We start from the raw sequence: 25,953 nt of genomic DNA on the forward strand, positions 1-25,953 counted from the left end.
CGCACCGTGTGCCGGACACAAGGGGGGGGAGACTGGAGTCACGAACGAGGCGCGTTGTTGGCGGCGGAGGAGGAAAGGGACGCAAGAGAGAGGAGGAGGATAAGGGGATGCGTTTGACAAACGGGTGGAGGGGGGGTGGACCGTCGGCGCAGAGAACAAAAAGCGAGCCGAAAGAGGTTGGGGGAGGGGCTTGCCCGGGGGCGGGAGGGTTCAAAATGCAGAGGGGGAAGGAGGGGGGGCCAGTGAAGAGGCGGCGAAATGGAAGGGGGGGGGGGGGGTTGGCCCTGTGGCGTGCGGGAGAGGGTGTTCAGGATTGGCCCGATTAGACACTGTATATCTGATCGGGCCATCAATTTTGACATGCCGACATGCTGGATAAAGGGATAACCGGATTGTTCGGGACGGCTAGCGAGAGACATATCCTGATGGAAGGGGTCAGGGGAGGGAGCCCCTCGGGCCATGTGCCGTCGGGGCAAACAAGAGGGGTATCCGGCGGGCGCCGGATCAGTTGTCCAGGGTCAGCACCACCTTGGCTTCCTTGTCCGTCTCCTTCACCTGGCTGTCGAGCACGAAGAGGCGCTCCGGCGCGATGCCCTGGGTATCCACCAGATACTCCTTGGTGTTCTGGGCGCGGCGCATGGCGAGGTTTCGCAGGGACTTGGCGGTGATGAGCTGCTGATCCCGCAGCAGGAGCACCGCCTGGGCGCGCAGGGCTTCGCTCCCTTCATCGAGTCGCAACCGGTCGGCCAGATCCCCGAGATCTTCGTTGAACTTGGCTTCATAGGCCTCTGCCAGTGCGGATTGCATGGCGGGATCCTGCTCCAGCAGCGTCAAATCCACCGGGCTGCCGGTGATCTTGGCCAGCAGCCGCTCAAGCTTCTGGCGCTGAAGGATGGGGCGCTCTTCGTTGAAGTTGACCTTGCCGCGGATGTTCATGCTGAGCTTGGGCCTCTCCTTGAGGGCCTGCGCGAGGGTGGTCAGCTTGGTCTGCTGGGTCGGGGTCAGGGCGGGATCGCCAGGCAGGAAGGGGAGCTCGTCGAGATCCTTGGTGCCCCCCGTCAGGGACGCAAGCAGGGAGAAGGGGGAGGTGATGGCCTTGCCGAGGGTATTGCCGAGCACGTCCCAGAAGATGTTGCCCAGGCTGAAATCAGGCTGATCCAGATTGCCCTTCACCTTGAGGTTCATCTTGATGACGCCGTTCGAATCGCTCAGCAGGGCGATGGCGAGGCCGAGGGGCAGATCCTTGGCCTGCTCGCTCTTGACCTTCTCCCCGAGTTGCAGCTTCTTGATGGTGATGTCGTTGTCCCCCTCCAGCCGGTTGCCCTGCAGCTTGTAGTTGAGCTTCATGGAGAGCTGCCCCTTGTCGATGGCATAGCCTGCATAGGTGCTGGAGTAGGGGGTGAAGGTGGTGAGCTCCAGGTTGTTGAAGGCCACGGCCACATCCAGCACGGGATCCTCGATGAGCAGGTTGGCGCCCCCCCGGATGGTGACGGGGGCATAGCGGTCCACCTTGCCGTTGAAGGCGAGCTCGGAGCGCTGCCCCGGGGTGTTGCTGATATGGCTGCTCTGGCCGTCGAGGGAGGCGATGTCCACCACGAACTCCGGGCTCAGGCTGCGATCGGCGAAGCGCAGGTTGCCCTGGGCGGTACGGATCTGATCGATGACGATGTGCGGGGCGGGGGCGCTCTCCCTGGCGTTCGCGGCGGGTTGCGGCAGCAGCAGTTGCTGCACGTTGGTGATCCCCTCTTCGTTGATCTCGATGCGGGCATAGGGTTTGCTGAGCAGGATGTCGGCGATGTGCAGTTGCTGGCTCAGGCCATCATAGTGCAGGCCGCTCAATTGCAGATTCTCTATCTGGAGCAGGCGCTGGTTGTCGGCCCGATCCAGCACGTTGAGCCCCGCGACCTCGAGTCCACCGCTTATCTCCAGCTTGCTGATGGCCCCCTGGCGGTCGGTGGCCAGGTCCAGCCTGGTGCGGCTGGCAAGCTCGCCGTCCCGCACGCTGATACGCAGCAGATCCTGCAGGTAGGGTTGAGCCAGGGTCAGCGGCAGCCCCTGCTGGCGGATGGCGCCGTTCAGGGTGAAGGGGGTCAGCCCCAGGGTGCCGTCAAACGCCACCGTCGTCCTGGTGTCGAGGGCTGCGTTGAGGGTGAGGGGGCTGGGTTGGGCGGCCTGGCTGCCAAGGGGCCCGAGGGTGAGGGCGATGGCGGAGATGGCCCGTTTCAGGGGCTTGCCGCTGGTGGCTTCGGTCAGGGTGAGGCTGCCCTGGTCGATGCGGGTCTGCTTGAGGGCCCATTGCCAGAGCTTGGCGGGGGTGGCCGGTTGTTTGCCCCCCTTGGGGGTCTTCTGGGGGATCAGCAGGTCCGCGAGATCCAGTTGTTGCTGGTGGTCGAGGACGGCGGTGATGGCCGGGCTCTTGAGGATGGCGGCATCGAGCTCAAGGCGCTGCTTGTTGCCATCGATGCGGATCCCGGTCAGCGCCAACTGCTTGAAGCGGGCAAATTCCTCCCCCTTGTTGCGTGTGAGCTGCCAGTTGGCCAGGGTCAGCTTGCCCTGGGTGAGGCGATAGGCGAGCTCGGCGCTGGCCTCCCCTTTGGCGAGGGTCGCCTTGAGATAGGGGGCCCAGAGGGGGGCGAAGGGGGCGATGGCCACCTTGCCAAGGCTGAGGTTGCCCTTGCCGGCGCCGCTCATCATGTCGAATTCCCCTTCGGCCTTGAGGGGGCTCTTCTCGTTGACGGTGGCGCTCAGGCGATAGGGGTTGAGCACCCCCTCTGCGCTGGAAAATCCGGGCAGGTGCAGGGTGAGCTTGTCCAGGGTGAGGGGCGGGACCCACCCCGAGCTGCTCTGCTTGCGGCTGTCCCGGTAGCTGAGCCGGCCCTGCTCGACGGACAGCTTGCCAATGGTCACCAGCACGGGCTCGGTGCTAGCTGGCGGCGCTTGCTCCGGCGCAGGGGAGAGCAGGGAGGCCAGTGCATCGATCAGGTTGAAGCGCGCCTCCCCCTTGAGATCCTCGAGGCGCACCAGATCTGCCCTGGGGGCGGTCAGGGTGGCCTCTTCCAGTACCAGGGCGCGCTGCTGCCAGCTCGCTTTCAAGGCGGGAATGAGCTTCAGCTCTTCAAATGACACCAGCGCTTGCTGCTGGTCATCGAGCAGGGCGCTGGGCCCCAGCACGAGGGAGGGGGAGCGGATCCCCACCTCTATCTTGCCAAGGGAGAGGTGCAGACCGTAATGGGTGGCAAGCCAGCCGGGGAGATGGCGCTGGATGAGGGTCGGCGCCTGCCAGAGCAGGATGGTGATGCCGATGAGCAGGAGCGCGAGAAGATAGAGGGCATAGCGCAGCAGACGAGCGGGCAGAGGCTTGAGCATGATGGTCTCCATTTGATGCGCATATGGTAGCAATTAATCGTGCCCGGTTCATGGGAAGGACTCATGAGGTGCGCCGCACTCTGACCGGGCTGGGGAATTATTGTGCGACCAAGGCCGGATTTCCCCCGTTTGCCCCACCTCGCCGCTTGCCCAAACCGCCCAGTCTGTCCGGCATGCCATGACGGGCGATGGGGGGAACAAGGGGGCTGCCGGGTCAGGGCCTGCCACTGCGGATATCCACTGGAAAACCGGGATACCGGGGGCGAGATACCCCCAGAGTCTGTCAATCCCCGTCGGTTTTCAAGCCGCCGAGGGAGTGGATGCAGCGCTGCTCGGCGGCATCGAGCTCGGCCATCACCATCTGGATGTCCTCTAGTTGCTGGCGCAGGGAGTGGCGTCTGGCCTCGATGAGCTGGATCATGGAGTGAAGCTGCATCCGGCTGGAGCGGTCGGTGTCGTACATGTCGAACAGCTCGCGGATCTCCGCCAGGCTGAACCCGAGGCGCTTGCCGCGCAGGGTCAATTTCAGGCGGATCCTGTCCTTGTGGCTGTAGATGCGGGTCTGCCCCTCCCGGGTCGGGGTGATGAGCCCCTCGTCCTCGTAATAGCGGATGGTGCGGGGGGTGATGTCGAACTCCTGGGCCAGCTCCGAGATGCTGTAGGTCCTCTCCTTGCCACTGGCGTGTCTGGCTCTCATGGTGCGCCCTCCTGATGAGCTGGCGGGGTCCTGGCCCCGCGGCAAGGGCCGGGTTCATGATGCATGATGGCCTCCCGGGGTGCGCTGCTCGCGCTCTTGTGCGAGGCGCCGTCCCCTCCCGTGCAGGGCCTGGCCGACCCGGGAGCCGTTGGGGCGCCCCAGCAGCTCGCTCACCCACTGGCCGGTGGCGGCCAGCTGGTCGAGATCGACCCCTGTGCTCATGCCAAGGCCGTGCAGCAGATAGACCACCTCTTCCGACGCCACATTGCCGGAGGCGCCGGGGGCATAGGGGCAGCCGCCGAGCCCGGCCACCGAGCAGTCGATGGTGCGAATGCCGCGCTCCAGCGCCGGCAGCAGGTTGGCCAGCCCCTGGCCATAGGTGTCGTGAAAATGAACCGCAAGCCGGCCCGCCGGGATCTCGTGCAGCACCGCATCCAGCATGGGAGCCACGGTGCCCGGGGTGCCGACGCCGATGGTGTCGCCGAGGGATATCTCGTGGCAACCCAGATCCAGCAGCCGCTCGGCCAGGGCTGCGACCCGTTTCGGGCGGGTCGGGCCGTCGAACGGGCAGGCGATGACGGTGGAGAGGTAGCCGCGCACCTTGATGCCGAGGCTGCGCGCCTCCTGCACCAGGGGGGCAAAGCGCACCAGGGACTCCTCCACGCTGATGCCGATGTTGGCCCGGGTGAAGCCATCCGAGCAGGCGGTGAAGAGGCCTATCTCGTCGGCGCGTGCGGCGATGGCGGCCTGCAGACCCTGCAGATTGGGCACCAGGGCGCCATAGCGGGTCGGCCCCCTGCGCGGCAGGGCGTTGAAGAGTGCGGCGGAATCCGCCATCTGCGGCACCTTCTTGGGCGACACGAAGGCCCCCACCTCGATGCGCTGCAACCCGCTCTCGGCCAGGCGGGCGATGAGCGCCAGCCGCTGCGCCAGGGAGAGGGTGGCGGTCTCATTTTGCAGGCCGTCCCGCGGCCCCATCTCCACCAGGCTGACCTTGTCGTCCCGGCTCTCGTGCGTGTGGCTCATGAGCGCTCCTCCTGCGCGGTATGGTCCTCGGCAAAGCGCACCAGCACGGCGCCCTGGCTCACCTGTTCCCCCTGGCGGCACTGCAGGGCCTCAATCACCCCGTCCCGGTCGGCCTTGAGGACGTGCTCCATCTTCATCGCCTCCAGCACCAGCAGGGGTTGCCCCTTGCTGACCGGCTGGCCGGCCTCGACCTGCAACGTCACCACGATGCCGTGCATGGGGGCCAGGATGCCCGGGACATGGATCGTGTCGTGATCATGGTGGAGCTGATGATGCTGATCATTGAGCGAGAAGCTGATGCGTCTGCCCGCCAGGTGCAGCAAATAGGCACCCTCGCCGAGGGGCTGCACCGGATAGCGCTGCCAATGTCCACCCTGGCACAGGCGGATCTGATCTGACCCGAGTTCGAACGGGATCTGCTCGCTCTGCCAGAGCAGGGCGCCTCCTCGCTCGGCGAGGGTGAGAGTGCGGGTCTCCTCGCCGATGCGCACCGTGGCGCAAAAGCGGCGGGTGGGGCCCAGCCGAAAGCCTGCGGCCTGCTGCCAGGGGGAGGCATCGCGCTCGCAAGTGGCGAGCCAGAGGGTGGCGAGGGGCCAGGCGAGCGTCGGAACGGGCAGGGTGTCGGTGGGAATGGGCCACTGGGTGTGGTGGCACATCGCCAGTACCTCTGGCGCTTCGCACAGGCGTTGCAGGAGCGGGCCGTTGTGCACCAGAGGGCCGAGATCCAGCGCCGCCAGGGCATCGGCCAGGGTGGCAAAGGCTTCGCTGCGGCTCGGTGCGTGGGCGACGAGCTTGGCGATCATGGGGTCGTAATAGGGGCTCACCTCATCGCCGGCGGTGACGCCGGTGTCGATGCGCACCCCCTTGGGCCAGGTGAGCCAGTGGATGGGGCCGCTCGCGGGCAGAAAACCGGCGGCCACATCCTCGGCGTAGAGGCGCGCCTCCACCGCGTGGCCGCGCAGCACCACCTGCTCCTGGGTGAGGGGCAGCGGTTTGCCCTCGGCCACCGCCAACTGCCAGGCCACCAGATCCTGGCCTGTGATGGCTTCGGTAACCGGATGCTCCACCTGCAATCGGGTGTTCATCTCCATGAAGAAGAACTCCTCCTTGCAGAGCAGAAACTCGATGGTGCCGGCCCCCCGATAGGCGATGGCCTTGGCCGCCGCCACGGCCGCCTCGCCCATGGCGCGGCGCAGGGCAGGGGAGATGTCGGGGGCGGGGGCCTCTTCGATCACCTTCTGGTGGCGGCGCTGCAAGGAGCAGTCCCTGTCCCCCAGATAGATGGCGTTGCCGAGGGCATCGGCAAAGACCTGCACCTCCACGTGACGGGCGCAGGGGAGATAGCGCTCCAGCAGCACATGGTCGTCGCCAAAGGCGGCACTCGCCTCCCGCTTGACCGCCGCCAGGGCTGCGTCAAAGTCGGCCAGCTGATCGACCCGGCGCATCCCCTTGCCACCGCCGCCACTGGCTGCCTTGATAAGGAGCGGGAAGCCCACTTGGCTCGCCTGATCGCGCAAAAAGTCGGGGTGCTGATCCGCGCCGTGATAACCGGGTAGCACGGGGACGCCGGCTGCCTGCATCAGCCCCTTGGCCCCCGACTTGTCCCCCATGGCGAGGATGGCGGCGCCGCTTGGGCCGACAAAGCGCACGCCCCGCTGTTCGCAGGCGGTGGCAAAGTCGCTGTTCTCGGAGAGGAAACCGTAGCCTGGGTGGATGGCGTCGGCATTCGCCTCTTTGGCAATCTTGAGCACCTTGCCGGTGTCGAGGTAGCTCTCCCGGGCGGGGGCCGGCCCCAGATGCCAGGCCTCGTCGGCTTCGCGCACATGCATGGCGCGGGCGTCGGCGTCGGAGTAGAGGGCGATGGTGTGAATGCCGAGGCGCCGTGCTGTCTTGATGATACGCACGGCGATTTCACCGCGGTTGGCGATCAGCAGGCGCTTGATGGGAGAGTGGTTGGTCATGCTGACTCCCTGCTGTTGAAGGTGCACAAGTGCGAAGCGTGTTGATCCACACTCCAGTGATATTGACCACAGTTGGCGATCAGCAGGCGCTTGATGGGGTGGTATTGAGTCATGCTTCGTCCTTGAAACGGGGGCGCCATGTTGGGGGGCGTTTGTCGAAGAAGGCCTGGATCCCCTCCTGGGCCTCGAGGCCGACCCGTACCCGGGCGATGGTCTCGACGGTCTGCTCTTCGTGCTGGTGGCCTGGGCGCCCTTCGAGGGCGGCCAGCAGCCGCTTGGTCTCCTTCATCGCCTGGGGGCCGTTGCGACACAACCGCAGGGCCATGGCGCGTCCCTCCGCCAACAACTGATCAGGCTGGCTGAGCCTGTGCACCACGTTGAGTCGGCAGGCGGTGATGGCATCGAAAGGCTCCGCGCTCAGCATGTAGCGGCGGGCCTGGCGCATCCCCATGGCGCGCACCACGTAGGGGCTGATCACCGCAGGCACCAGTCCCAGGGTCACCTCGGAGAGGCAGAAGCGGGCATTTTCGCTGGCCAGCACGATGTCGCAGGCGCAGACAAGTCCCAAGGCTCCGCCGTAGGCGGCCCCCTGCACCAGGGCCACCGTGGGGAAGGGCAGCTCGTCCAGTGCCTGCATCAGGTGGGCCAGCACCCGGGCGTCCTCGCGATTCTTGTCAAAGGCGAGGGGGTCGAATGCCTCCCCTGCCATCTTGCGCATCCACTCGAGATCGGCGCCCGCGCAAAAATGCGGCCCCTCGGCGCGCAGCAGCAGCACGTGGGGGCGTTCGGCGAGGGGCTGGCTTTGGGCCAGCTCGTCGAGACAGTCGAGCAGCCCCTGCATCAGGTCGGCATCGAGGGCGTTGTGACGGGCCGGGCGGGCGAGCACCAGCTCGATCACCGGGCCGTGGCGCTCCAGGCGAAAATGGGCAAGGGGATCGTTGAAGAGCGGGTCTGACATATGAACTCCTTACATCCGGAAGATGCCGTACTGCCGGGGGCCCGGCTCGGCCCCCTGGCAGGCCGCCAGCGCCAGGGCCAGCACGGTGCGGCTCTGGGCCGGGTCGATGACGCCGTCATCCCACAGGCGAGCACTGGCGTAATAGGGGTGACCCTGGCGCTCGTACTGCGCGATCACCGGGGCGCGAATGGCGGCCGCCTCCGACTCGCCCAGAGTCTTGCCCTCGGCGGCCAGCTTGTCCCGGCGCACCTGCACCAACACCCCGGCCGCCTGCTCGCCCCCCATGACGGAGATGCGGCTGTTGGGCCAGCTGAACAGAAAATCCGGTTCATAGGCGCGCCCGCACATGCCGTAGTTGCCGGCACCGAAGCTGCCGCCGACGATCAGGGTGATCTTGGGCACCCGGCTGCAGGCCACGGCGGTCACCAGCTTGGCGCCGTGCTTGGCGATCCCCTCTTTCTCCGCCCTACTCCCCACCATAAAGCCGGTGATGTTTTGCAGAAACAGCAGCGGGATCCCCCGCTGGTTGCAGAGCTGGATGAAGTGGGCTCCCTTCTGGGCGCTGTCGCTGTGCAGCACGCCGTTGTTGGCGAGGATCCCCACCTGCATGCCCTCAATGCGGGAAAAACCCGTCACCAAGGTAGTGCCGAACAACGCCTTGAATTCGTCAAACACAGAGCCATCCACCAGTCGGGCGATCAATTCTCGTGCGTCATAGGGGCGCTTGAGACTGGTGCCCACCAGGCCGTAGAGCTCCTCGATGGGGTAGTGCGGCTCATCATAGGAGGGAGCGGATGGGGCGGGTGACGCCGCCGTCTGGTTGTCCCCCAGGTTGCTTACCAGGGTGCGGGCGATGGCCAGGGCATGGGCATCGTCCCTGGCCATGTGATCCGCCACCCCGGAGTGGACGCAGTGCACCTCGGCGCCGCCCAGGGCTTCTGCGCTGATCTCCTCGCCGGTGGCGGCCTTGACCAGGGGCGGGCCCGCCAGAAAGAGGGTGGCCTGCTCCCTGACCATGATCGACTCGTCCGCCATGGCGGGCACGTAGGCGCCCCCGGCGGTACAGAGCCCCATCACCACCGCCAGCTGGGGGATGCTCTGGGCCGACATGCGAGCCTGGTTGTAGAAGATGCGGCCAAAATGCTCCCGGTCGGGGAATACCTCGTCCTGCATGGGCAGGAAGGCGCCGCCGGAATCCACCAGATAGAGGCAGGGGAGGCGCAGCCGCTCGGCGATGGCCTGAGCGCGCAGGTGTTTCTTCACCGTGAGCGGGTAGTAGGTGCCGCCCTTCACGGTGGCGTCATTCACCACCAGCATGCACAGGCGCCCAGAGATCCGGCCGATGCCGGTGATGAGGCCGGCGGCGGGCACCGGTTCGTCATAGACCTGCCAGCCAGCCAACGCCGACAGTTCGAGAAAGGGGGAGCCCGGGTCCAGCAGTTGGTCGATGCGCTCGCGGGGCAGCAGTTTGCCGCGGGCCTGATGGCGGGCGTTGTTGGCCGCGCCGCCGCCCAAGGCTATCTCCTCCAGGCGGGTATTCAGATCGTCGACCAGGGCCTGCATGGCGGCCCGATTGGCCTCATAGTCGGGGCTCGCGGTGTCGAGACGGGAATGGATCCTGCTCATGCGTTATCCCCCATCAGCTCACGGCCGATGAGCCAGCGGCGGATCTCCGAGGTGCCGGCGCCTATCTCGTAGAGTTTGGCGTCCCGCAGCAGGCGGCCGGTGGGGTATTCGTTGATGTAGCCGTTGCCGCCGAGCAGCTGGATGGCATCGAGGGCCATCTGGGTGGCGTTCTCGGCAGCAAACAGGATGGCGGCGGCGCAATCCTTGCGGCTGGTGCGGCCCTGATCGCAGGCGCTCGCCACCGAATAGACCAGCGCCCGGCTGCTGGCGAGACGGGTATACATGTCGGCGAGCTTGCCCTGCACCAGCTGAAACTCGCCGATGGCCTGGCCGAACTGCTTGCGCTCGCGCACATAGGGGAGCACCACGTCCATGCTGGCCTGCATGATGCCAAGGGGCCCGGCCGCCAGCACCACCCGCTCGTAGTCCAGACCGCTCATCAGTACCTTGACCCCGCCGTTCAGGGGGCCCAGCAGGTTCTCCTGTGGCACTCGGCAGTTGTCGAACACCAGCTCGCAGGTACTGGATCCGCGCATGCCGAGCTTGTCGAGCTTCTGGGCGGTGGAAAAACCGGGAGTCCCCGCCTCGACGATAAAGGCGGAAATCCCTTTGGGCCCGGCGGCGGCATCGGTCTTGGCATAGATGACGAAGGTGTCGGCATCGGGCCCATTGGTGATCCACATCTTGTTGCCGTTCAGCACGAAGTGATCCCCCTCGCGCACCGCAGTGAGGCGCATGCTCACCACGTCGGAGCCGGCACCCGGCTCGCTCATGGCCAGCGCCCCCACGTGTTTGCCGCTGACGAGGGAGGGCAGATATCTCGCCTTCTGATCAGGGGTGCCGTGGCGGTGGATCTGGTTGATGCAGAGATTGGAGTGGGCGCCGTAGGAGAGGCCGACCGAGGCGCTGGCGCGGCTCACCTGCTCCATCACCAGCACATGGGCCAGATAGCCGAGGTTCACCCCGTCATACTCCTCCGCCACCGTGATGCCGTGCAGCCCCAGCTCACCCATGCGGGGCCAGAGATCCCGGGGGAAAGCGTTGCTCTGATCGATCTCGCTGGCGCGCGGTGCGATCACTTTCTGGCAGAAAGCCTCGACCTGTTCGGTCAGGGCCTGGAGGGTTTCATCCATCAGGGCATGCATCCGTGCTCTCCTTGGTGCAGTGGACTGCCGATTTCCCCTGCCATCAAGGTGATGACTGGTCAGTCCATTTGTGATTCAAGTTTACGTTATCGTAAACGTAAATGAGTTGTTAGTCTAAGGTAAATTCGATGGCAGCCCGTCGCAAGGGCTACCCGGGTAGATGAGCGCAAGGAGTGAACAGGATGTGCAACAGCAACATGGATGTGGCCGGCCTGCAGTGGCCTGCCGTCGCCTGCCAACGGGCCAGGAGGGGGGCATGAGCCAGCATCACACCCAGTACGGGGATCTGCCGCTCTACATCGGTGGCGAGGCGTGTCCGTCCGCAAGCGACGAGTGGATAGAGGTGACCGACCCGGCGGACCAGCATCTGCTGGCGCGGGTGCCGAAAGCTACCTCTGCGGAAATTGAGCTGGCGGTGCGCACCGCTCACGAGGCCTATCTGCTGTGGCGAGAAGTGCCGACTTCCGAGCGGGCCAGGGTGATGTTCAACTACCAGCATCTGTTGAAAGTGCATCATGACGAGCTGGCGACCCTGCTGGCCCAGGAAACCGGCAAGAACCTGGCGGATGCCAAGGGGGACGTCTGGCGCGGCATCGAAGTGGTGGAGCAGGCCTGCGCCATTGCCAGCCAGACTCTGGGGGAGACCATGGGCAACGTGGCGCGCAGGGTCGACGGCCACTCCTGGGTGCAGCCCCTCGGGGTCTGCGTCGGCATCACGCCGTTCAACTTTCCGGCCATGATCCCGCTCTGGATGTTCCCGCTGGCGGTGGCCTGCGGCAACGGCTTTGTGCTCAAGCCCTCCGAGCAGGATCCGCTCACTCCCATGCGCCTGGCCGAGCTGTTTACCGAGGCGGGGGCCCCCAGGGGCATTCTGTCGGTGGTGCATGGCGGCGCCGAGCAGGTGGATGCGCTGCTGGCCCATCCCGATGTCAAGGCAGTCAGTTTCGTGGGCTCGGCCCGGGTCGGCGGCCACGTCTATCGCAGTGCCACGTCGCAGCTCAAGCGCGCCCAGTGTTTTGTCGGCGCCAAGAATCACATGGTGATCATGCCGGATGCCAACAAGGCGCAGGTACTCGGCAACCTGGTGGGGGCCGGGGTCGGCGCCGCCGGTCAGCGCTGCATGGCCATCAGCGTGGCGGTGTTCGTGGGGAACGCCCGGGAGTGGATCCCCGAGCTCGCCGCCGAGTTCGCCAAGGTGAAACCCGGCGTTTGGCACGATCCCGAGGCGGCTTATGGCCCCCTCATCAGCCCGGAGGCGAAAGTCAGGGTGGAGGGGCTTATCGAGGCGGGGATTGCCGAGGGAGCCGAGTGCCTGCTGGACGGCCGTTTTTGCGACGTACCCGGCTACCCGGTGGGCAACTGGGTGGGACCAACCCTGTTTCGCGGGGTGACCCCCGAGATGCGCATCTACAAGGAGGAGATCTTCGGGCCCGTGCTGGCCTGCCTCGAGGTGGGGAGCCTGGATGAGGCGCTTGCCCTCATCAACGCCAACCCCTACGGCAACGGCACCTCCCTCTTCACCGGCTGTGGCGCCGCCGCCCGCAAGTTTCGCCACGAGGTGGCGGTGGGCCAGGTGGGGATCAACGTGCCCATCCCGGTGCCGCTGCCGTTCTTCTCCTTCACCGGCTGGCGCGGCTCCTTCTACGGGGATCTGCACGCCTACGGCAAGCAGGCGGTGCGTTTTTACACCGAGACCAAGACGGTGACGGAGCGCTGGTTCGACGAAGACATTCCCAGCGGCCCCAATATGACCATTCAACTGCGCTGATGGCAGGTTGCCCGGGCGCCCCCATTGGTAGCAACGGATCGACGGAACAAGTACAAAGGAAGCGAACAAGATGGATTTTACCCTGACCGAATCCCAACGGGCCTGTGTCGAGTCGGCCGGCGCCTTCGCCGATCTGGCGCTCAAACCCCATGCCGCGCACTGGGACAGGGAGCACGAGTTCCCCATCCCCACCATCAAGCAGGCGGCGGCGCTGGGCCTGTGCGGCCTCTATACCCCGGAGCAGTATGACGGTCTGGGCCTGAGCCGGCTCGATGCCAGCCTTATCTTCGAGCGCCTCGCCATGGGCTGCACCTCCACCACCGCCTATCTCACCATCCACAACATGGTGAGCTGGATGCTGGGCAGCTGGCTGCCTGCCGAGGTGGCCGAGGAGTGGGTGCCAAGGCTCGCCAGCGGCGAGCTGCTGGGATCCTACTGCCTCACCGAGCCAGGGGCGGGCTCCGATGCTGCGGCCCTCAAGACCCGCGCCGTGCGCGATGGCGCGGATTACCTCCTCGACGGCAGCAAGGTGTTCATCTCGGGCGCCGGCAGCACCGACGTGCTGGTGGTGATGGCCCGCACCGGTGGCGAGGGGGCCAAGGGGATCTCTGCCTTCATGGTACCGGCCCAGACCCCCGGCGTGAGCTACGGCAAGGCGGAGGAGAAGATGGGCTGGAACAGCCAGCCGACCCGGGAGGTGAACTTCAATGCCGTGCGCATTCCCGCTCGCTTCCGGCTGGGGGAGGAGGGGGAAGGGTTCAAGTTCGCCATGCAGGCGCTCGATGGGGGGCGCATCAACATCGCCAGCTGTTCGCTGGGCACCGCCCAGCAGGCTCTCAACGATGCCCTGGCCCATGTGCAGCAGCGCCAGCAATTTGGACACCCGATCAGCGAATTCCAGAGCGTGCAGTTTCGCCTGGCCGACATGGCCACCGAGCTCGCCGCCGCCCGCCTGCTGGTGCGCCAGGCGGCCGCCAAACTCGATGAGGGCAGCCCGGACAAGAGCGCCTGGTGCGCCATGGCCAAGCGTTTTGCCACCGACGTGGGGCACCGCATCTGCGACGACGCCCTGCAACTCTTTGGCGGCTATGGTTATATCCGCGAGTATCCGCTCGAGCGCTATCTGCGCGACACCCGGGTGCACCGCATTCTGGAAGGGACGAATGAAGTGATGCGGCTCATCATCGCCCGCCGCCTGCTGGCCGACCCCGGCCTGTCGCTGGAGTAGCGGGAGTAGCCTGCCCTGAGGACGCAGTCGGCGCGTCCTCAGGCTTTGTGAGCCAGGTGCAGGTTGGCTCCATTCAACCCTGTCATCATGGGGCAGTTTTTTTGACAAGGACAACGCAATGACAAGGATCAGGCTCGAATATCACGGCCACGTGGCCTACATCACCCTCGATCACCCACCCGCCAACACCTGGACGCTCGCCAGCCTGAAAGCCTTCTTGCAGATGATGGTGGAGCTGGATGGTCGCCCCGACGTGGTGGCCCTGGTGATCCGCGGTGCTGGAGAGAAATTCTTCTGCGCCGGCGCCGATCTCAAGATGTTCGCCGACGGCAGCCTGGCGCATGCCCGCGAGGTGGCCGAGGCCTTTGGCCACGCCTTCGAGGCGCTGGCCCGCTTTCACGGGGTCAGCATCGCCGCCATCAACGGCTATGCCATGGGAGGCGGCCTCGAGGTCGCGCTGGCCTGCGACATCCGCATCGCCGAGCAGCAGGCCAAGCTGGGGTTGCCGGAGGCCTCGGTGGGCTTGTTGCCCTGCGCTGGCGGCACCCAGCGCCTCACCGAGCTGGTGGGGCCGGGCTGGGCCAAGCGGATGATCCTCTGCGGCGAGAAGGTGAGCGCCACCCTGGCCTACGAGATGGGGCTGGTGGAGGAGGTGGTGACCGAGGGGCACGCCTGGGAGGCGGCGCAGCAGATGGCCCAACTGGTGGAGCGCCAGAGCCCGAGCGCCCTGCGTGCCTGCAAACAGCTCATCAATCAGGGGCGAAGCACCCACAGGGACGCGGCGCTGCCGCTCGAGCGCAGCCTCTTTCTCGCCCTGTTTGACGATGCCAACCAGCGCGAAGGGGTGGCGGCCTTCCTGGAGAAGCGGGCCCCGCGCTGGCGTTACGACCAATCCAAACCGAAAGAGTGAGGGAGTGAAGGATGAATGAGGTAATGATGGCGACCCGCCATGTCGCAGGGGCAGATACCCGGTCTGCGGGGGCTGCCCATGAGTGAGCCCGTGCGCATCGAGACCCGCCCCACGGCGGATGGCCGCCACATCGGCATGCTGACTCTGGACAGCCCCGCCTCCCTCAACGCCCTGAGCCTTGAGATGATCCAGTTGTTGCAGGGGGCGTTGACCCGCTGGGAGCAGGATCCGGCCATCGTCTGCGTGTTGTTGCAAGGGGCCGGCGAGAAGGCATTCTGCGCCGGTGGTGACATCCGCTCCTTTTATTACCGCAAGCAGGAGGCGAGCCACTCTGAATTGTTCGGCTATGCCCGCGACTTCTTCCTGCAGGAGTACCGGCTCGATCACCACATCCACTGCTACGGCAAGCCCCTTGTCTGCGTGGCGGACGGCATCTGCATGGGGGGCGGCATCGGCCTCTTTGCCGGGGCCGGGTTCCGGGTGGTGACAGAGAAGAGTCTGTTCGCCATGCCGGAGGTAACCATAGGCCTCTACCCCGATGTGGGGGCCAGCTGGTTTTTGAGCCGGATGCCGGGGCGGCTCGGACTCTGGCTCGGCCTCACCGGTGCCCGCTTCAACGGGGCGGACGCCATCGGCCTGGGGCTCGCGGATCACGCCATGGGGAGCCGCGAGCGGGCGGAGCTGCCGGCGCGCCTCGCCGCCCTCGACTGGTCCGCAGGCGACCCCTGCGAGCAGATCGAGGCGCTGCTCACCGATTTGCAGGAGGCCCCTGGTCAGGCATTGCCCCCTCCCGTACTGCTGCCCCACCAGGCCCGCATCGATGCGCTGTTGGCTGGCCGTTCCCTGCGAGGGGTGCTGGCACGCCTCGAGGGCGCCAAGCTGGACGAACCGGCGCTGGTTCAGGGGCGGGAGACCTGCCTTCGCGGCAGCCCTATCAGCCGCGCCATCCTCTGGCGCCAGTTCTGGCAGGCACGGCGCCAGTCCCTGGCCGAGGTGTTTGCCGACGAGCTGACCCTCTCGGTCAACTGCGTGCTCAGAGGGGACTTCGTGGAAGGGGTGCGGGCTCTGCTCATCGACAAGGACAAATCCCCTCGCTGGCAGGCCCCGCAGGCGGGGGAGGCCTGGCTGGATGCCTTCTATCGCTGGCCCGAGGGTGACAACCCCTTGCGCCCCCGCTGACGCGGGATCACACACAAGGAGCACACCATGACAAGGATTGGGTTTATCGGGCTTGGCAACATGGGGGGGCCCATGGCCGCCAACCTGGCCAGGGCGGGGCACAGGGTGCAGGTGTTTGATCTGGTGCCCGAGAGCCTGAGCCGGGCCATTGGGGCTGGCTGTATTGCCGCCGGGAATGCCCGGGAAGCGGTGAGCGGCTGCGAGCTGGTCATCAGCATGCTGCCGGCGGGCGAGCACGTGCGCAGCCTCTGGCTGGGGGAGAGTGTCGGTGAGCGGGGCGGCCAGGATCTGCTGGCGGCCCTGTCGCCCGGCGCCCTGGTCATCGACTGCTCCACCATAGACGTGGCCTCGGCCCGTCAGGTGGGGGCGGCGGCGAAGGCGCGCGGCATCCGTTTTCTCGATGCCCCCGTCTCAGGGGGCGTGGCCGGCGCGGCGGCGGGCACGCTCACTTTCATCGTCGGCGGCGAACAAGCGGATTTTGAAGCGGCCAGACCCGTGCTCGCCTGCATGGGGCAGAACCTGTTTCACGCCGGGGCCCTCGGCGCCGGCCAGATCGCCAAGATGTGCAACAACATGCTGCTCGCCATCCACATGGCGGGCACCGCCGAGGCGCTGGCGCTCGGGGTCAAGGAAGGGCTGGATCCCGCCGTGCTCTCCACCATCATGGGCAAGAGCTCGGGCAACAACTGGAGCCTCGAGCGCTACAACCCCTGGCCCGGGGTGATGGAGAACGTCCCGGCATCCCGTGGGTATACAGGGGGCTTTATGACCCGGCTGATGGTCAAGGATTTGGGGCTCGCCATGGCGTTGGCGGAACATGCCCACAGCGCCGTGCCCATGGGGGCCCTGGCCCGCAACCTCTTCAACCTGCACGGGAGCCAGGGCCAGGAAAACAAGGATTTCTCCAGTATCCTCGAGCTTTATCGGGACAAGACAGCGCCGGGTTAAGGGCCGTTATCTACCTATTTACCCGATAGTCTTTGACTCGACAGTCACCGGCCATCTCACCAGGAGCATGTATGGATATCACACGGAAAGTCATCGCCATCACGGGGGCGGGCAGGGGGCTCGGGCGCGCCATCGCCCTGAGTCTGGCGGAGCAGGGGGCCGTGCTTGCGCTCATCGACGTCAACCGCACCGATCTGGAGGTGACCGAGGCGGAAGTGCGCAGCCGTGACGGCCGCTGCGCCCTGTTCGTCTGCAACGTGGCAAGCGAGCCAGAGGTCGAGGCGACCTTCGCCGCCATCAAGGATCAGCTCGGTGCCCTGCACGGCCTCGTCAACTGTGCCGGCATCCTGCGTGACGGCATGCTGATCAAGGTGAAGGAGGGGGCACTGACGGAGAAGATGAGCCTGGCCCAGTGGCAGAGCGTCATCGACGTCAATCTCACCGGCACCTTCCTGTGCGGGCGCGAGGGGGCGGCGCTGATGGCCACCGGCGGGGAGGGGGGCGTCATCATCAACATCTCCTCCATCGCCCGGGCCGGCAACATGGGCCAGAGCAACTATGCCGCCAGCAAGGCGGGGGTGGCCTCTCTGGTGGTCACCTGGGGGAAGGAGCTGGCCCGTCACGGCATCCGGGTGATGGGCATCGCCCCCGGTGTCTTTGCCACCGACATGACGGCGGCGATGAAGTCCGAAGCCATGGCCCGCATGCAGCAGGCCATCCCGGTGGGCACCCTGGGGCAGGCGGCGCAGCTGGCCCAGACGGTGCAGTTCATCCTTGCCAACGACTATCTGTCGGGGCGAATGATCGAGCTGGACGGCGGCTTGAGGCTCTAGTCCCCCCTGTATATACCCTCTCTGACGCCCCTCCTGCAGGGGCGTTTTTGCAGGGGAAAGGCCCCAGTGCAAGGGTGCATAGCCATGCAGGTCCGGCTTTTGAAAAGCGGGGCGACATCATGAAAAGTCGTGAAATATCAACGGGTCTTTCTTAATTTGAACCAGCTCACAGGCACCCCGGGTCAGTGCTGTAAAATTGCGCGCGGTCAAGGCGGCTCATGATTGACGGCAAGAGGGATTGCGGCCGGAATAGTCATGCAATATAGTTGCCGCCTTTTTCACGGGGTACGGATTTCTAGCCCCTCCCATGTCGCGCGCTGTATGAATACGGATGCTCAGCCGCCGCCTAATAAAACAGGTTTGAGATGGACAAGAAACTGGGGCTGGGTGCCCTCATTTCGCTGGTGATCGGCTCCATGGTCGGTGCCGGGGTTTTCAGTCTGCCGCAAAACATCGCAGCGCACGCCAGTGCCGGGGCCGTCGCCCTGGGATGGGCCATCACGGGGATCGGCATGATCTGCCTCGCCCTGGTCTACCAGAATCTCTCCATGCGTCGACCGGATCTCGATGGCGGCATCTTCAGCTACGCCAAGGCAGGGTTCGGGGATTTCGTCGGCTTCAACGCCGCCTGGGGCTACTGGCTCTGCCAGCTGCTGGCCAACGTCTCCTACGCCATCGTGGTGTTCAGTGCGCTGAGCTACTTCTTCGACACGCCGGACAATGTCATCTTCGGTGACGGCAATACTCCGGTCGCCATCACGCTCGCTTCCCTGCTCATCTGGTCGGTGCATGCCCTGGTGCTGCGCGGCATCCAGGTGGCGGCGCTGGTGAACATCGTCACCACCATCGCCAAGATGGTGCCCCTCATCGTCTTCTGCGTGGCCATCCTGCTCGCTTTCAACATGGAGACCTTCACCCTGGATCTCTGGGGGCAGGGGAGTCCCGAGCTCGGCTCCGTGATGGATCAGGTGAAGTCCACCATGAAGGTGACCCTCTGGGTCTTCATCGGCATCGAGGGGGCCGTGGTGGTCTCCGCCCGTGCCCGCCATCGCAAGGACGTGGGCCGCGCCACCGTGCTGGCGCTGCTCGGCGCCCTGGCGCTCTACGTCATGGTGACCCTGTTCTCCCTGGGGGTCATGAACCAGCCGCAACTGGCGGCCCTCAAGAACCCCTCCACCGCCATGATCCTGGAAGCCGTGGTCGGCTCCTGGGGCGCCTGGCTCATCAACATCGGCCTGGTGATCTCGGTGATGGGGGCCCTGCTGAGCTGGACCGTGCTGGCGGCGGAAGTGCCCTACATCGCGGGCAAGACCGGTGTCTTCCCGGCCTGGTTCGCCAAGGAGAACAAGAACGGCTCCCCCAAGGTGTCGCTCTGGTGCTCCACCTGCCTGGTGCAAATTTTCCTCATCATCATCTACTTCCAGAACAGCACCTATCTGGCGTTGGTGAACATTGCCACCTCGGCTGCCCTGGTGCCCTATGTCTTCTCCGGTGCTTACGGCCTCAAGCTGGCGTTGAAAGGGGAGACCTACGCGGGCCAGCCCCATCAGCGCAAGCGCGACCTGCTGCTGGCCCTGGTGGCCACCGTCTATGGCTGCTGGCTGGTCTATGCCGCCGGGGTGGAGTACCTCTTGCTGGTGGCGCTGCTCTACAGCCCGGGGATCTTCATCTACTGGAAGGCGCGCCAGCACCACGGCCTGCGCAGCCTCAACCGGCTGGAGCAGGGGATGACGGCAGCCCTGCTCGGCTGCGCCGTGCTGGCGTTCTACAAGGTGATGGACGGTACCATTCCCCTGCATTAATCGGCACAATAAAGAGATGGCAAGATGCCATCTCTTTTTTATGGATAATGGCGGTCAAGTTGACCGCTGTTTCGTTATTGAAGGAATGTTTATGCTGTTTGTGGGCTATCTGGTGTTGGGGGCCTTCGCGGGCATGCTAGCCGGGCTGTTCGGTATCGGCGGCGGACTCATCATCGTCCCCGTGCTGGTCCTGAGTTTTCACGCACAGGGCGTGGCGCCGGAGATCATCACCCATCTGGCCCTCGGCACCTCGCTGCCCACCATGATCTTCACCGGTTTCAGCTCCCTGCGTGCGCACCAGGAGGCCGGGGCGGTGGACTGGGGAATGATTCGGCGCCTGGGCGCCGGCATGCTGGTCGGTGCCTGGCTCGGCGGCATGACCGCCAACCTGCTGAGCGCCAGCACCCTCAACATCATCATCGGCTGCTTCGCCTGGACCATGGCCCTGCAGATGGGGCTCAATTTGAGGCCAAAAGCGGAGCGACACATGCCGGGCCCCCTTGGTACCGGGATCGCGGGCACCGTCATCGGCTGGATGTCGGCCTTGTTCGGCATCGGTGGCGGCTCGCTGACCGTGCCTTACCTCACCTGGAATTCGGTGCCCATGCGCAACGCCGTGGCCGCCTCCGCCGCCTGCAGCATGCCCATCGCCCTGGCAGGCAGCCTCAGCTACCTCTATGCCGGTTGGGGAGACGCCGATCTGCCCGAGTGGAGCGTCGGATTCATCTATCTGCCAGCCCTGCTTGGCATCGTGCTCACCAGCACCCAGTTTGCCCGTCTGGGCGCCAGACTGGCACACCGAATGTCACCCCGGCGGCTCAAGCAGGCCTTTGCCCTGCTCATGTTGCTGGTGGGTGCCAAATTCATGCTCTTTAGCTGAACCCTTGGCCAGATTGTTGAAAAATAAGGCGAACGGCTCGTGATGCGGTAGAAAGCCATTGCATTGAGGGGCCAGTTTGCCTATTCTCCTCGCCGGTGGTCCTATTGGTCCTCTCGCATTGATAACCCGTCGACCTGGTCAGGACCGGAAGGTAGCAGCCAAGGCGGGGGACTCGAGTGCCGGGATGTGGCTGGTAGGGCCACCACCTGTTTCTGCCATTCAACAAGTTACAGCTAATACCCCCTTCAGACCTCTTGGTAATCCACTTCATGTGGATGAATCAGGAGTCCTCAAAGTGCATTTTCAGCTCTCTTCACATGCTATTTGCTCTACCGCAAGGTGAGCCTGTGCCCTATGGGCTTTAATCAGGCTTCAGACCGCGCCACTGTCCCCTTGAGATCATGCTTTCCCTCAGTCACCTCCCGTGGCCTCTATGGCCCAGCCATCTTCTGACTTTCAGCACTGCAAGCTCTTGCAGTACGCCATCCGGCGCCTCCTTTTGTTGGCGCCGGCAGAGCAGGTGAGGCCATGCGCTTGATGCGACACCATGCCGGGGCCACGCGGCAACGCGACCCCCTCTGGTGGCGGGAGCCCGGGCAGGCTATCTTGCCGTTGCTGGAGACGCCGGGCACCGGTTTCATACCGTGCGACTCTCCCGTTCTGTTTTATGGATGGTGAGGCCCCGTGCAGGGGCTGCTCTCGACTCACCAGAGACCAGGCTGACAGGCGTGGCATGCATGCAGACCCCGTCAGCCTCTTTTCGCGCCCCTGAGGGGCGCCGTTTTCTGTGGTTGCTCAAAGGAGCCCTGATGATTGGCATGATCGCATCTCTACTCAAACCGGGCCTGCCCGAACACCCGGACTCCTCGCAATATCAGGGGGGCCGGTTCAACAATGCCGTGACACCCCAGGCGCGAAGCCTCTGGGAAGGGGCCAGGCTCTGGTGGGACTTCCTGTTCGCCAAGCCTGAGGGCACGGTGCCGGATCGCGCCATTCCGGTACAGGTCATGACCCGGGAGGGGCTCATCGCGGCGCCGGACAACAGCGTGTGGCGCCTCGGCCACTCCACTCTGCTGCTCAAGTTGCAGGGCACGTTCTGGCTGACGGATCCCGTGTTCAGCGAGCGGGCCTCGCCGGTGCAGTGGTTCGGCCCCAAGCGCTGGCATCAACCGCCCATCACCCTGGAGGCGCTGCCCCCCATCGAGGGGGTGATCCTCTCCCATGATCACTACGACCATCTCGATCACGGGGCCATACTGGCGCTGCAGGAGAAGGTCGACCACTTCATCACGCCCCTCGGGGTGGGGGCGCGCCTCATGGCCTGGGGGATTGCGAAGGAGAAGATCCGCGAACTGGACTGGTGGCAGCAGACCCGGGTGGGCGGTGTCACCCTGGTAGCGACCCCGGCCCAGCATTTCTCCGGCCGTGGCCTCGGGGACGGCAACCAGACCCTCTGGGCCTCCTGGGTCATTCGCGGCGAGGGGGTCAACCTCTTCTTCAGCGGTGACAGCGGCTACTTCGACGGTTTCAAGGAGATTGGCAGGCGCTACGGTCCGTTCGACGTGACCTTCCTCGAGACCGGGGCCTACGACAAGCGCTGGGAGCTGGTGCACATGCTCCCGGCGCAGACGGCGCAGGCGTTTCACGATCTCGGGGGGAAATGGCTCTATCCGGTGCACAACGGCACCTTCGATCTGGCCATGCACCGCTGGAACGACCCGCTTGAGCAGATTGCCCGACTGGCTGCCGAGCAACAGATCCCCCTGACCACGCCTGTCATGGGGGAGCCTCTGGAGGTGCTGAGCCCCCATGAGGGCAGCCCCTGGTGGCGCGATTGACCTGAGTGCCCTCCAAAGACGGTGTCACCCCTCAAAGGGGCGTGCGGGAGGTTGGGGCCGGGCCCTGTGAGCGCCCCCGCTGCCTCCCCATCCTCTGTGCCGGGCCAGCAATGACCGGGCGGGGAGGGCGCACGGGAGCGCCTTGCCCCCGTTATCTTCTGCCACCGGGGTCTTGCTGATACCTCACTCGGGCTGGGCGGCAACCTGGCGCTTGAAAGGACCTGGCTTGTTGGCCTTGCGGTGCTCCGAGACCAGGATCAGCAGGCGCTGCAGGGCGATGAAGCTGAACAGCAGCAGGCCGATGATGATCTTGGTCCACCAGGAGCTGAGGGTGCCGTCGAAGTTGATGTAGGTCTGGATCAACCCCTGGATCAGCACCCCGAACAGGGAACCGAAGACGGTGCCCACCCCGCCGCTCAGCAGAGTGCCGCCGATGACCACGGCGGCGATGGCATCGAGCTCCACCCCGACGGCGGCGAGCGGATAGCCCGCCGAGGTATAGAGCGCGAACACGATGCCTGCGAGGGTCGCCAGGGTGGTGGAGAGCAGGTAGATGCGAATGGTGGTGTGGCGCACCGAGATCCCCATCAGGGCTGCCGAGGTGGCGTTGCCGCCGATGGCGTAAACGTTGTTGCCAAAGCGGGTGCGGTTGGCGAGCAGGATGCCGAAGACCACCACCGCCAGCATGATGAGGGCCAGCAGGCTCAGGCGACCGCCCCCCGGTATCTTCCACGACAGGCTCGACAGGTAGGTGAAGGTGGGATGATCGATGGGCAGGGACTGCTCGGAGATGAGAAAACTGGCCCCCCGCAGGAAGAACATGCCCGCCAGGGTGATGATGAAGGCGGGGATCTTCAGGGTGTCGATGAGCCAGCCCATGAGGGCGCCAAAGCCTGCTCCGAGCACCAGCACCAGGGGGATGGCCAGCACGGGGCTGACCCCCAGCTTCCCGATGAGGGTTGCCAGCAGCACGCCGGTGAAGGCGATGACGGCCCCCACCGACAGGTCGATGCCCCCCGAGAGGATGACGAAGGTCATGCCCACCGCCACTATTCCCAGAAACGCGTTGTCCGTCAGGATATTGCAGATGATGCGGGTGGACATGAAGGCAGGGAAGGAGGCCAGGCAGAGCAGATAGCCCAGCACGAAGACCATGATGGTCACCATCAGGGGGAGGTTGCGTTTAAACATGGCGAGTCCCTCGCTGGAAGAGGTGGTTGAGGGTCGGTGACTGCATGACCAGCACCGCCAGTACCACCAGGGCTTTGACGATCTGGTTCCACTGGGGCTGGTAGCCGGAGAGCAGGATCCCGGTGTTCACCCCCTGGATGATCAGTATGCCGATCAGGGAGAGGGCGAGGTTGAAGCGCCCCCCCATCAGGGAGGTGCCTCCTATCACCACCGCCAGAATGGCGTCCATCTCGAGCCAGAGCCCGGCGTTGTTGGCATCGGCACCCCGGATGTCGGCGGCGACTATCATGCCGGCGACGGCGGCCATCATGCCGCTCAGCAGATAGGTGGCGATCACCACCATGGGGGTGTTGAGCCCGGCGTTCTTGGCGGCCTTGATGTTGATCCCCACCGCTTCGATGAAGAGGCCGAGGGCGGTGCGCTTGGTCAGCAGCCAGAGCAGCAGTGCCATGCCCAGGGTGATGATGACCGGGGTGGGCAGATAGAAGAGGGAGCCGCTGCCGATCCAGGCGAGGGCGTCGTTGTTGAAGGTGATGATCTGCCCCTCGGTGATGAGCTGGGCGATTCCCCGGCCCGCCACCATGAGGATCAGGGTGGCGACGATGGGCTGGATCTTGAACACCGCCACCAGCAGGCCGTTCCACAGGCCGCACAGAAGGCCCACCCCGATGACGGCGGCGAAGATGACCGGCAGGCTGTGACCGCCGGTGGCCAGGCTAGCCATGGTGGCCCCGCTGATGGCCATGACGGCGCCCACCGACAGGTCGATGCCGCCAGTGGCGATCACCAGCGTCATGCCAAGGGAGAGCAGGGCCACCGGGGCACAGCGGTTGAGGATGTCGATGAGGCTGCCAAACTGCCGCCCATCCTGGATGTGGATGGCGAAGAAGTTGTCGGCGACCAGGGCATTGATGAGCAGCACGCACACCAGGGCGGCGCACTGGGCCGAGCCCGTGGGCCACTCCCTGCGGGCGCGCGACCCCTTGGCGAGGGGGAGAATGGATGACGTCATATCAGGCCTCACATGCAATGGCGTTCATGATGGCAGGGACGCTCAGGGCGTCCGTCGCAAGCTCTGCCACCTGTTTTCTGTCACGAAGGACGATCACCCGATCGGCATAGCCCACCAGCTCCTCGAGCTCGGAGGAGATGACCAGCAGGGCCAGCCCGTTGGCGCAGAGGGATTCGATGAGGCGGATGATCTCGGCGTGGGCCCCCACGTCGATGCCCCGGGTAGGCTCGTCTAGGATCAGGAACTGGGGTTTGGTGAGCAGCCAGCGGGCGAGCAGCACCTTTTGCTGGTTGCCCCCGGAGAGAAACTGGATGGGCTGCTCTGGTCCCGGGGTCTTGATGGCCAACTGCTCGATGAGGCGGGCGGTGATCTCGTCCTGCTCCTTGCGAGACAGGGGATGCAACCAGCCCCGCTGGGCTTGCAGGGCCAGCACCATGTTCTCCCGCACCGAGGCCGAGGCGATGATGCCGGCGCTCTTGCGATCCTCCGGGCAGAAACCAAAGCCGTTGGCGGCCGCCTGGCGTGCAGAGCGGATGGTCACCGGTTTGTCCCGCACCCGGCACTCGCCGCTGTCGCTCGGCACTATGCCGAACATCAGCTCGGCGGTCTCGGTACGACCGGACCCGAGCAGGCCAGCGAGGCCCACTATCTCCCCGGGCATGACGTCGAGACTGAAGGGGGCGATGACTCCCCGCTTGCCATAGTCCCTGAACGACACCATGGGCTGGTTGCTGCGCAGTGTCTTGCCCGCCCGCTTGAGGGCATTGTCGTCCAGCTCGCGTCCCAGCATCATCTTGACCAGCTCCAATTGTGGCAGTGCCTGGGTGTCGCGGGTGCCGACCAGCTCGCCGTTGCGCAGCACTGTGATGCGATCGCTGATGGCGTAGACCTGATCGAGAAAATGGGTGATGAAGATGAGGCTTACCCCCTGATCCCGCAGGCGCGTCATGAGGGAGAAGAGCATCTGGACTTCGCTGGCATCCAGGCTCGCGGTGGGCTCGTCCAGGATCAGGATCCTGGCGGAGAGTGACACCGCCCGGGCGATGGCCACGATCTGCTGCATGGCGACCGAGTAGTGGTCGAGGGGCAGGGTGACATCCATCTCGAAGCCGTGGCTGGCCATGATGGCGCTGGCCTGCCGGGTCATGGCGCCCCGGTCGATGAAGCCGAAACGGCGGGGCTCATGGCCGATGAAGAGGTTGTCTGCCACCGACATGTTCGGCAGCAGGTTGACCTCCTGATAGACGGTGCCTATCCCCAGACGCTGGGCATGGGCGGTGTCCGTCGGGGAGATGGGGACGCCATCGAGTTCGATACGGCCGGCGTCTCGCTGATAGACACCGGTGAGGGTCTTGATCAACGTGGACTTGCCGGCCCCGTTCTCGCCGAGCAGCGCCATGATCTCTCCCCGGCGCAGGGAGAAGTCCACCTGATGCAGGGCTCGTACTCCGGGAAACGCCTTGCATATTCCGCGGGCATTCAATACGACATCGTGAGTGTTCTCTGACATGAACATTGGCTCTCCGATATAGCGCGCCATACAAGTTCAATCACTTATATGGCGCGCTATGTGACAGTCTGGCGG

Annotated in this window: 19 protein-coding genes and 1 other RNA gene; 10 read left to right on the forward strand and 10 right to left on the reverse strand. The window is 65.3% G+C overall.

Going from position 1 to position 25,953, the window contains the following annotated elements; genetic code table 11:
• Window positions 1-504: 504 nt before the first annotated feature.
• The 7 genes from C3418_RS05590 to C3418_RS05620 all read right to left on the reverse strand — a co-directional run bounded on the left by C3418_RS05590 (window position 505) and on the right by C3418_RS05620 (window position 10,779).
• Window positions 505-3,378, reverse strand: coding sequence for a DUF748 domain-containing protein (locus C3418_RS05590; RefSeq protein WP_181023069.1), 2,874 nt, complete (start codon window positions 3,376-3,378; stop codon window positions 505-507).
• Between the two features lie 271 nt (window positions 3,379-3,649).
• On the reverse strand, window positions 3,650-4,063 hold the full coding sequence (locus tag C3418_RS05595) for a MerR family DNA-binding transcriptional regulator (protein WP_010674587.1): 414 nt from the start codon (window positions 4,061-4,063) through the stop codon (window positions 3,650-3,652).
• A 54-nt stretch (window positions 4,064-4,117) separates the two neighbouring features.
• Window positions 4,118-5,089 carry a hydroxymethylglutaryl-CoA lyase gene (locus tag C3418_RS05600; RefSeq protein ID WP_048207573.1) on the reverse strand — a complete coding sequence of 324 codons (972 nt, stop codon included), beginning with the start codon at window positions 5,087-5,089 and terminating at the stop codon, window positions 4,118-4,120.
• Window positions 5,086-7,050: a biotin carboxylase N-terminal domain-containing protein gene (locus C3418_RS05605; RefSeq protein ID WP_103858128.1), complete on the reverse strand. Its 1,965-nt coding sequence runs from the start codon at window positions 7,048-7,050 to the stop codon at window positions 5,086-5,088. Before C3418_RS05605 ends, C3418_RS05600 begins: the two co-directional genes overlap by 4 nt.
• A 109-nt stretch (window positions 7,051-7,159) precedes the next feature.
• A complete protein-coding gene (locus C3418_RS05610; protein ID WP_103858129.1) occupies window positions 7,160-8,008 on the reverse strand; it encodes an enoyl-CoA hydratase-related protein in 849 nt (282 codons plus the stop codon).
• Window positions 8,009-8,017: 9 nt separating this feature from the next.
• Window positions 8,018-9,634 carry a carboxyl transferase domain-containing protein gene (locus tag C3418_RS05615; protein WP_103858130.1) on the reverse strand — a complete coding sequence of 539 codons (1,617 nt, stop codon included), beginning with the start codon at window positions 9,632-9,634 and terminating at the stop codon, window positions 8,018-8,020.
• Window positions 9,631-10,779 (reverse strand): isovaleryl-CoA dehydrogenase, encoded by a 1,149-nt coding sequence (locus C3418_RS05620; protein WP_103858131.1) that lies wholly within the window; start codon window positions 10,777-10,779, stop codon window positions 9,631-9,633. The genes C3418_RS05615 and C3418_RS05620 overlap by 4 nt, the downstream gene beginning before the upstream one ends.
• Before the next feature lie 256 nt (window positions 10,780-11,035).
• Here C3418_RS05620 and C3418_RS05625 point away from each other — a divergent pair, with 256 nt between their 5' ends.
• The 10 genes from C3418_RS05625 to C3418_RS05670 all read left to right on the forward strand — a co-directional run bounded on the left by C3418_RS05625 (window position 11,036) and on the right by C3418_RS05670 (window position 22,165).
• On the forward strand, window positions 11,036-12,547 hold the full coding sequence (locus C3418_RS05625) for a CoA-acylating methylmalonate-semialdehyde dehydrogenase (protein ID WP_103858132.1): 1,512 nt from the start codon (window positions 11,036-11,038) through the stop codon (window positions 12,545-12,547).
• A 70-nt stretch (window positions 12,548-12,617) separates the two neighbouring features.
• Window positions 12,618-13,775 carry an acyl-CoA dehydrogenase family protein gene (locus tag C3418_RS05630; RefSeq protein ID WP_103858133.1) on the forward strand — a complete coding sequence of 386 codons (1,158 nt, stop codon included), beginning with the start codon at window positions 12,618-12,620 and terminating at the stop codon, window positions 13,773-13,775.
• 118 nt (window positions 13,776-13,893) lie between these two features.
• A complete protein-coding gene (locus tag C3418_RS05635; protein WP_010674596.1) occupies window positions 13,894-14,685 on the forward strand; it encodes an enoyl-CoA hydratase in 792 nt (263 codons plus the stop codon).
• Window positions 14,686-14,763: 78 nt separating this feature from the next.
• Complete coding sequence (locus tag C3418_RS05640) at window positions 14,764-15,864, forward strand: enoyl-CoA hydratase/isomerase family protein (protein WP_103858143.1); 1,101 nt, start codon at window positions 14,764-14,766, stop codon at window positions 15,862-15,864.
• Window positions 15,865-15,891: 27 nt separating this feature from the next.
• The gene (gene mmsB / locus C3418_RS05645; protein ID WP_103858134.1) at window positions 15,892-16,812 is read left to right on the forward strand and encodes a 3-hydroxyisobutyrate dehydrogenase; all 921 of its coding nucleotides are present in this window, start codon (window positions 15,892-15,894) and stop codon (window positions 16,810-16,812) included.
• 71 nt (window positions 16,813-16,883) lie between these two features.
• A complete protein-coding gene (locus C3418_RS05650; protein WP_103858135.1) occupies window positions 16,884-17,645 on the forward strand; it encodes an SDR family oxidoreductase in 762 nt (253 codons plus the stop codon).
• A 365-nt stretch (window positions 17,646-18,010) separates the two neighbouring features.
• A complete protein-coding gene (gene arcD, locus C3418_RS05655; RefSeq protein ID WP_103858136.1) occupies window positions 18,011-19,447 on the forward strand; it encodes an arginine-ornithine antiporter in 1,437 nt (478 codons plus the stop codon).
• A gap of 91 nt (window positions 19,448-19,538) precedes the next feature.
• Window positions 19,539-20,327, forward strand: a complete 789-nt coding sequence (locus tag C3418_RS05660; protein ID WP_042014760.1) for a sulfite exporter TauE/SafE family protein — start codon at window positions 19,539-19,541, stop codon at window positions 20,325-20,327.
• 102 nt (window positions 20,328-20,429) lie between these two features.
• An RNA gene (gene ffs / locus C3418_RS05665) (signal recognition particle sRNA small type) lies at window positions 20,430-20,526 on the forward strand.
• A 619-nt stretch (window positions 20,527-21,145) separates the two neighbouring features.
• Window positions 21,146-22,165: an MBL fold metallo-hydrolase gene (locus tag C3418_RS05670; RefSeq protein WP_258039822.1), complete on the forward strand. Its 1,020-nt coding sequence runs from the start codon at window positions 21,146-21,148 to the stop codon at window positions 22,163-22,165.
• Window positions 22,166-22,348: 183 nt separating this feature from the next.
• On the opposite strand, the gene yjfF is transcribed toward C3418_RS05670, so the two are convergent.
• From yjfF to ytfR, 3 genes are read right to left on the reverse strand one after another with little or no spacing between them, the layout of a single operon-like run.
• Window positions 22,349-23,356 (reverse strand): galactofuranose ABC transporter, permease protein YjfF, encoded by a 1,008-nt coding sequence (gene yjfF / locus C3418_RS05675; RefSeq protein WP_010674604.1) that lies wholly within the window; start codon window positions 23,354-23,356, stop codon window positions 22,349-22,351.
• The gene (gene ytfT / locus C3418_RS05680; protein ID WP_103858137.1) at window positions 23,349-24,368 is read right to left on the reverse strand and encodes a galactofuranose ABC transporter, ATP-binding protein YtfT; all 1,020 of its coding nucleotides are present in this window, start codon (window positions 24,366-24,368) and stop codon (window positions 23,349-23,351) included. Before ytfT ends, yjfF begins: the two co-directional genes overlap by 8 nt.
• Before the next feature lies 1 nt (window position 24,369).
• A complete protein-coding gene (gene ytfR / locus C3418_RS05685) occupies window positions 24,370-25,878 on the reverse strand; it encodes a galactofuranose ABC transporter, ATP-binding protein YtfR (protein ID WP_039039167.1) in 1,509 nt (502 codons plus the stop codon).
• Between the last annotated feature and the right edge of the window lie 75 nt (window positions 25,879-25,953).

The organism is Aeromonas sp. ASNIH8, assembly GCF_002919855.1.
GTDB classification, from domain to species: domain Bacteria; phylum Pseudomonadota; class Gammaproteobacteria; order Enterobacterales; family Aeromonadaceae; genus Aeromonas; species Aeromonas caviae.

Excerpts from the sequence above, each read along its gene's own strand:
- C3418_RS05650 (WP_103858135.1), top strand. The coding sequence starts at position 16,884 with ATGGATATCACACGGAAAGTCATCGCCATCACGGGGGCGGGCAGGGGG.
- C3418_RS05660 (WP_042014760.1), top strand. The coding sequence starts at position 19,539 with ATGCTGTTTGTGGGCTATCTGGTGTTGGGGGCCTTCGCGGGCATGCTA.
- C3418_RS05640 (WP_103858143.1), top strand. The coding sequence starts at position 14,764 with ATGAGTGAGCCCGTGCGCATCGAGACCCGCCCCACGGCGGATGGCCGC.
- mmsB (WP_103858134.1), top strand. The coding sequence starts at position 15,892 with ATGACAAGGATTGGGTTTATCGGGCTTGGCAACATGGGGGGGCCCATG.
- C3418_RS05635 (WP_010674596.1), top strand. The coding sequence starts at position 13,894 with ATGACAAGGATCAGGCTCGAATATCACGGCCACGTGGCCTACATCACC.
- C3418_RS05670 (WP_258039822.1), top strand. The coding sequence starts at position 21,146 with ATGATCGCATCTCTACTCAAACCGGGCCTGCCCGAACACCCGGACTCC.
- C3418_RS05590 (WP_181023069.1), bottom strand. The coding sequence starts at position 3,378 with ATGGAGACCATCATGCTCAAGCCTCTGCCCGCTCGTCTGCTGCGCTAT.
- ytfR (WP_039039167.1), bottom strand. The coding sequence starts at position 25,878 with ATGTCAGAGAACACTCACGATGTCGTATTGAATGCCCGCGGAATATGC.
- C3418_RS05625 (WP_103858132.1), top strand. The coding sequence starts at position 11,036 with ATGAGCCAGCATCACACCCAGTACGGGGATCTGCCGCTCTACATCGGT.
- arcD (WP_103858136.1), top strand. The coding sequence starts at position 18,011 with ATGGACAAGAAACTGGGGCTGGGTGCCCTCATTTCGCTGGTGATCGGC.
- C3418_RS05600 (WP_048207573.1), bottom strand. The coding sequence starts at position 5,089 with ATGAGCCACACGCACGAGAGCCGGGACGACAAGGTCAGCCTGGTGGAG.
- C3418_RS05610 (WP_103858129.1), bottom strand. The coding sequence starts at position 8,008 with ATGTCAGACCCGCTCTTCAACGATCCCCTTGCCCATTTTCGCCTGGAG.
- C3418_RS05595 (WP_010674587.1), bottom strand. The coding sequence starts at position 4,063 with ATGAGAGCCAGACACGCCAGTGGCAAGGAGAGGACCTACAGCATCTCG.
- C3418_RS05630 (WP_103858133.1), top strand. The coding sequence starts at position 12,618 with ATGGATTTTACCCTGACCGAATCCCAACGGGCCTGTGTCGAGTCGGCC.
- C3418_RS05605 (WP_103858128.1), bottom strand. The coding sequence starts at position 7,050 with ATGACCAACCACTCTCCCATCAAGCGCCTGCTGATCGCCAACCGCGGT.
- C3418_RS05620 (WP_103858131.1), bottom strand. The coding sequence starts at position 10,779 with ATGCATGCCCTGATGGATGAAACCCTCCAGGCCCTGACCGAACAGGTC.
- C3418_RS05615 (WP_103858130.1), bottom strand. The coding sequence starts at position 9,634 with ATGAGCAGGATCCATTCCCGTCTCGACACCGCGAGCCCCGACTATGAG.
- yjfF (WP_010674604.1), bottom strand. The coding sequence starts at position 23,356 with ATGTTTAAACGCAACCTCCCCCTGATGGTGACCATCATGGTCTTCGTG.
- ytfT (WP_103858137.1), bottom strand. The coding sequence starts at position 24,368 with ATGACGTCATCCATTCTCCCCCTCGCCAAGGGGTCGCGCGCCCGCAGG.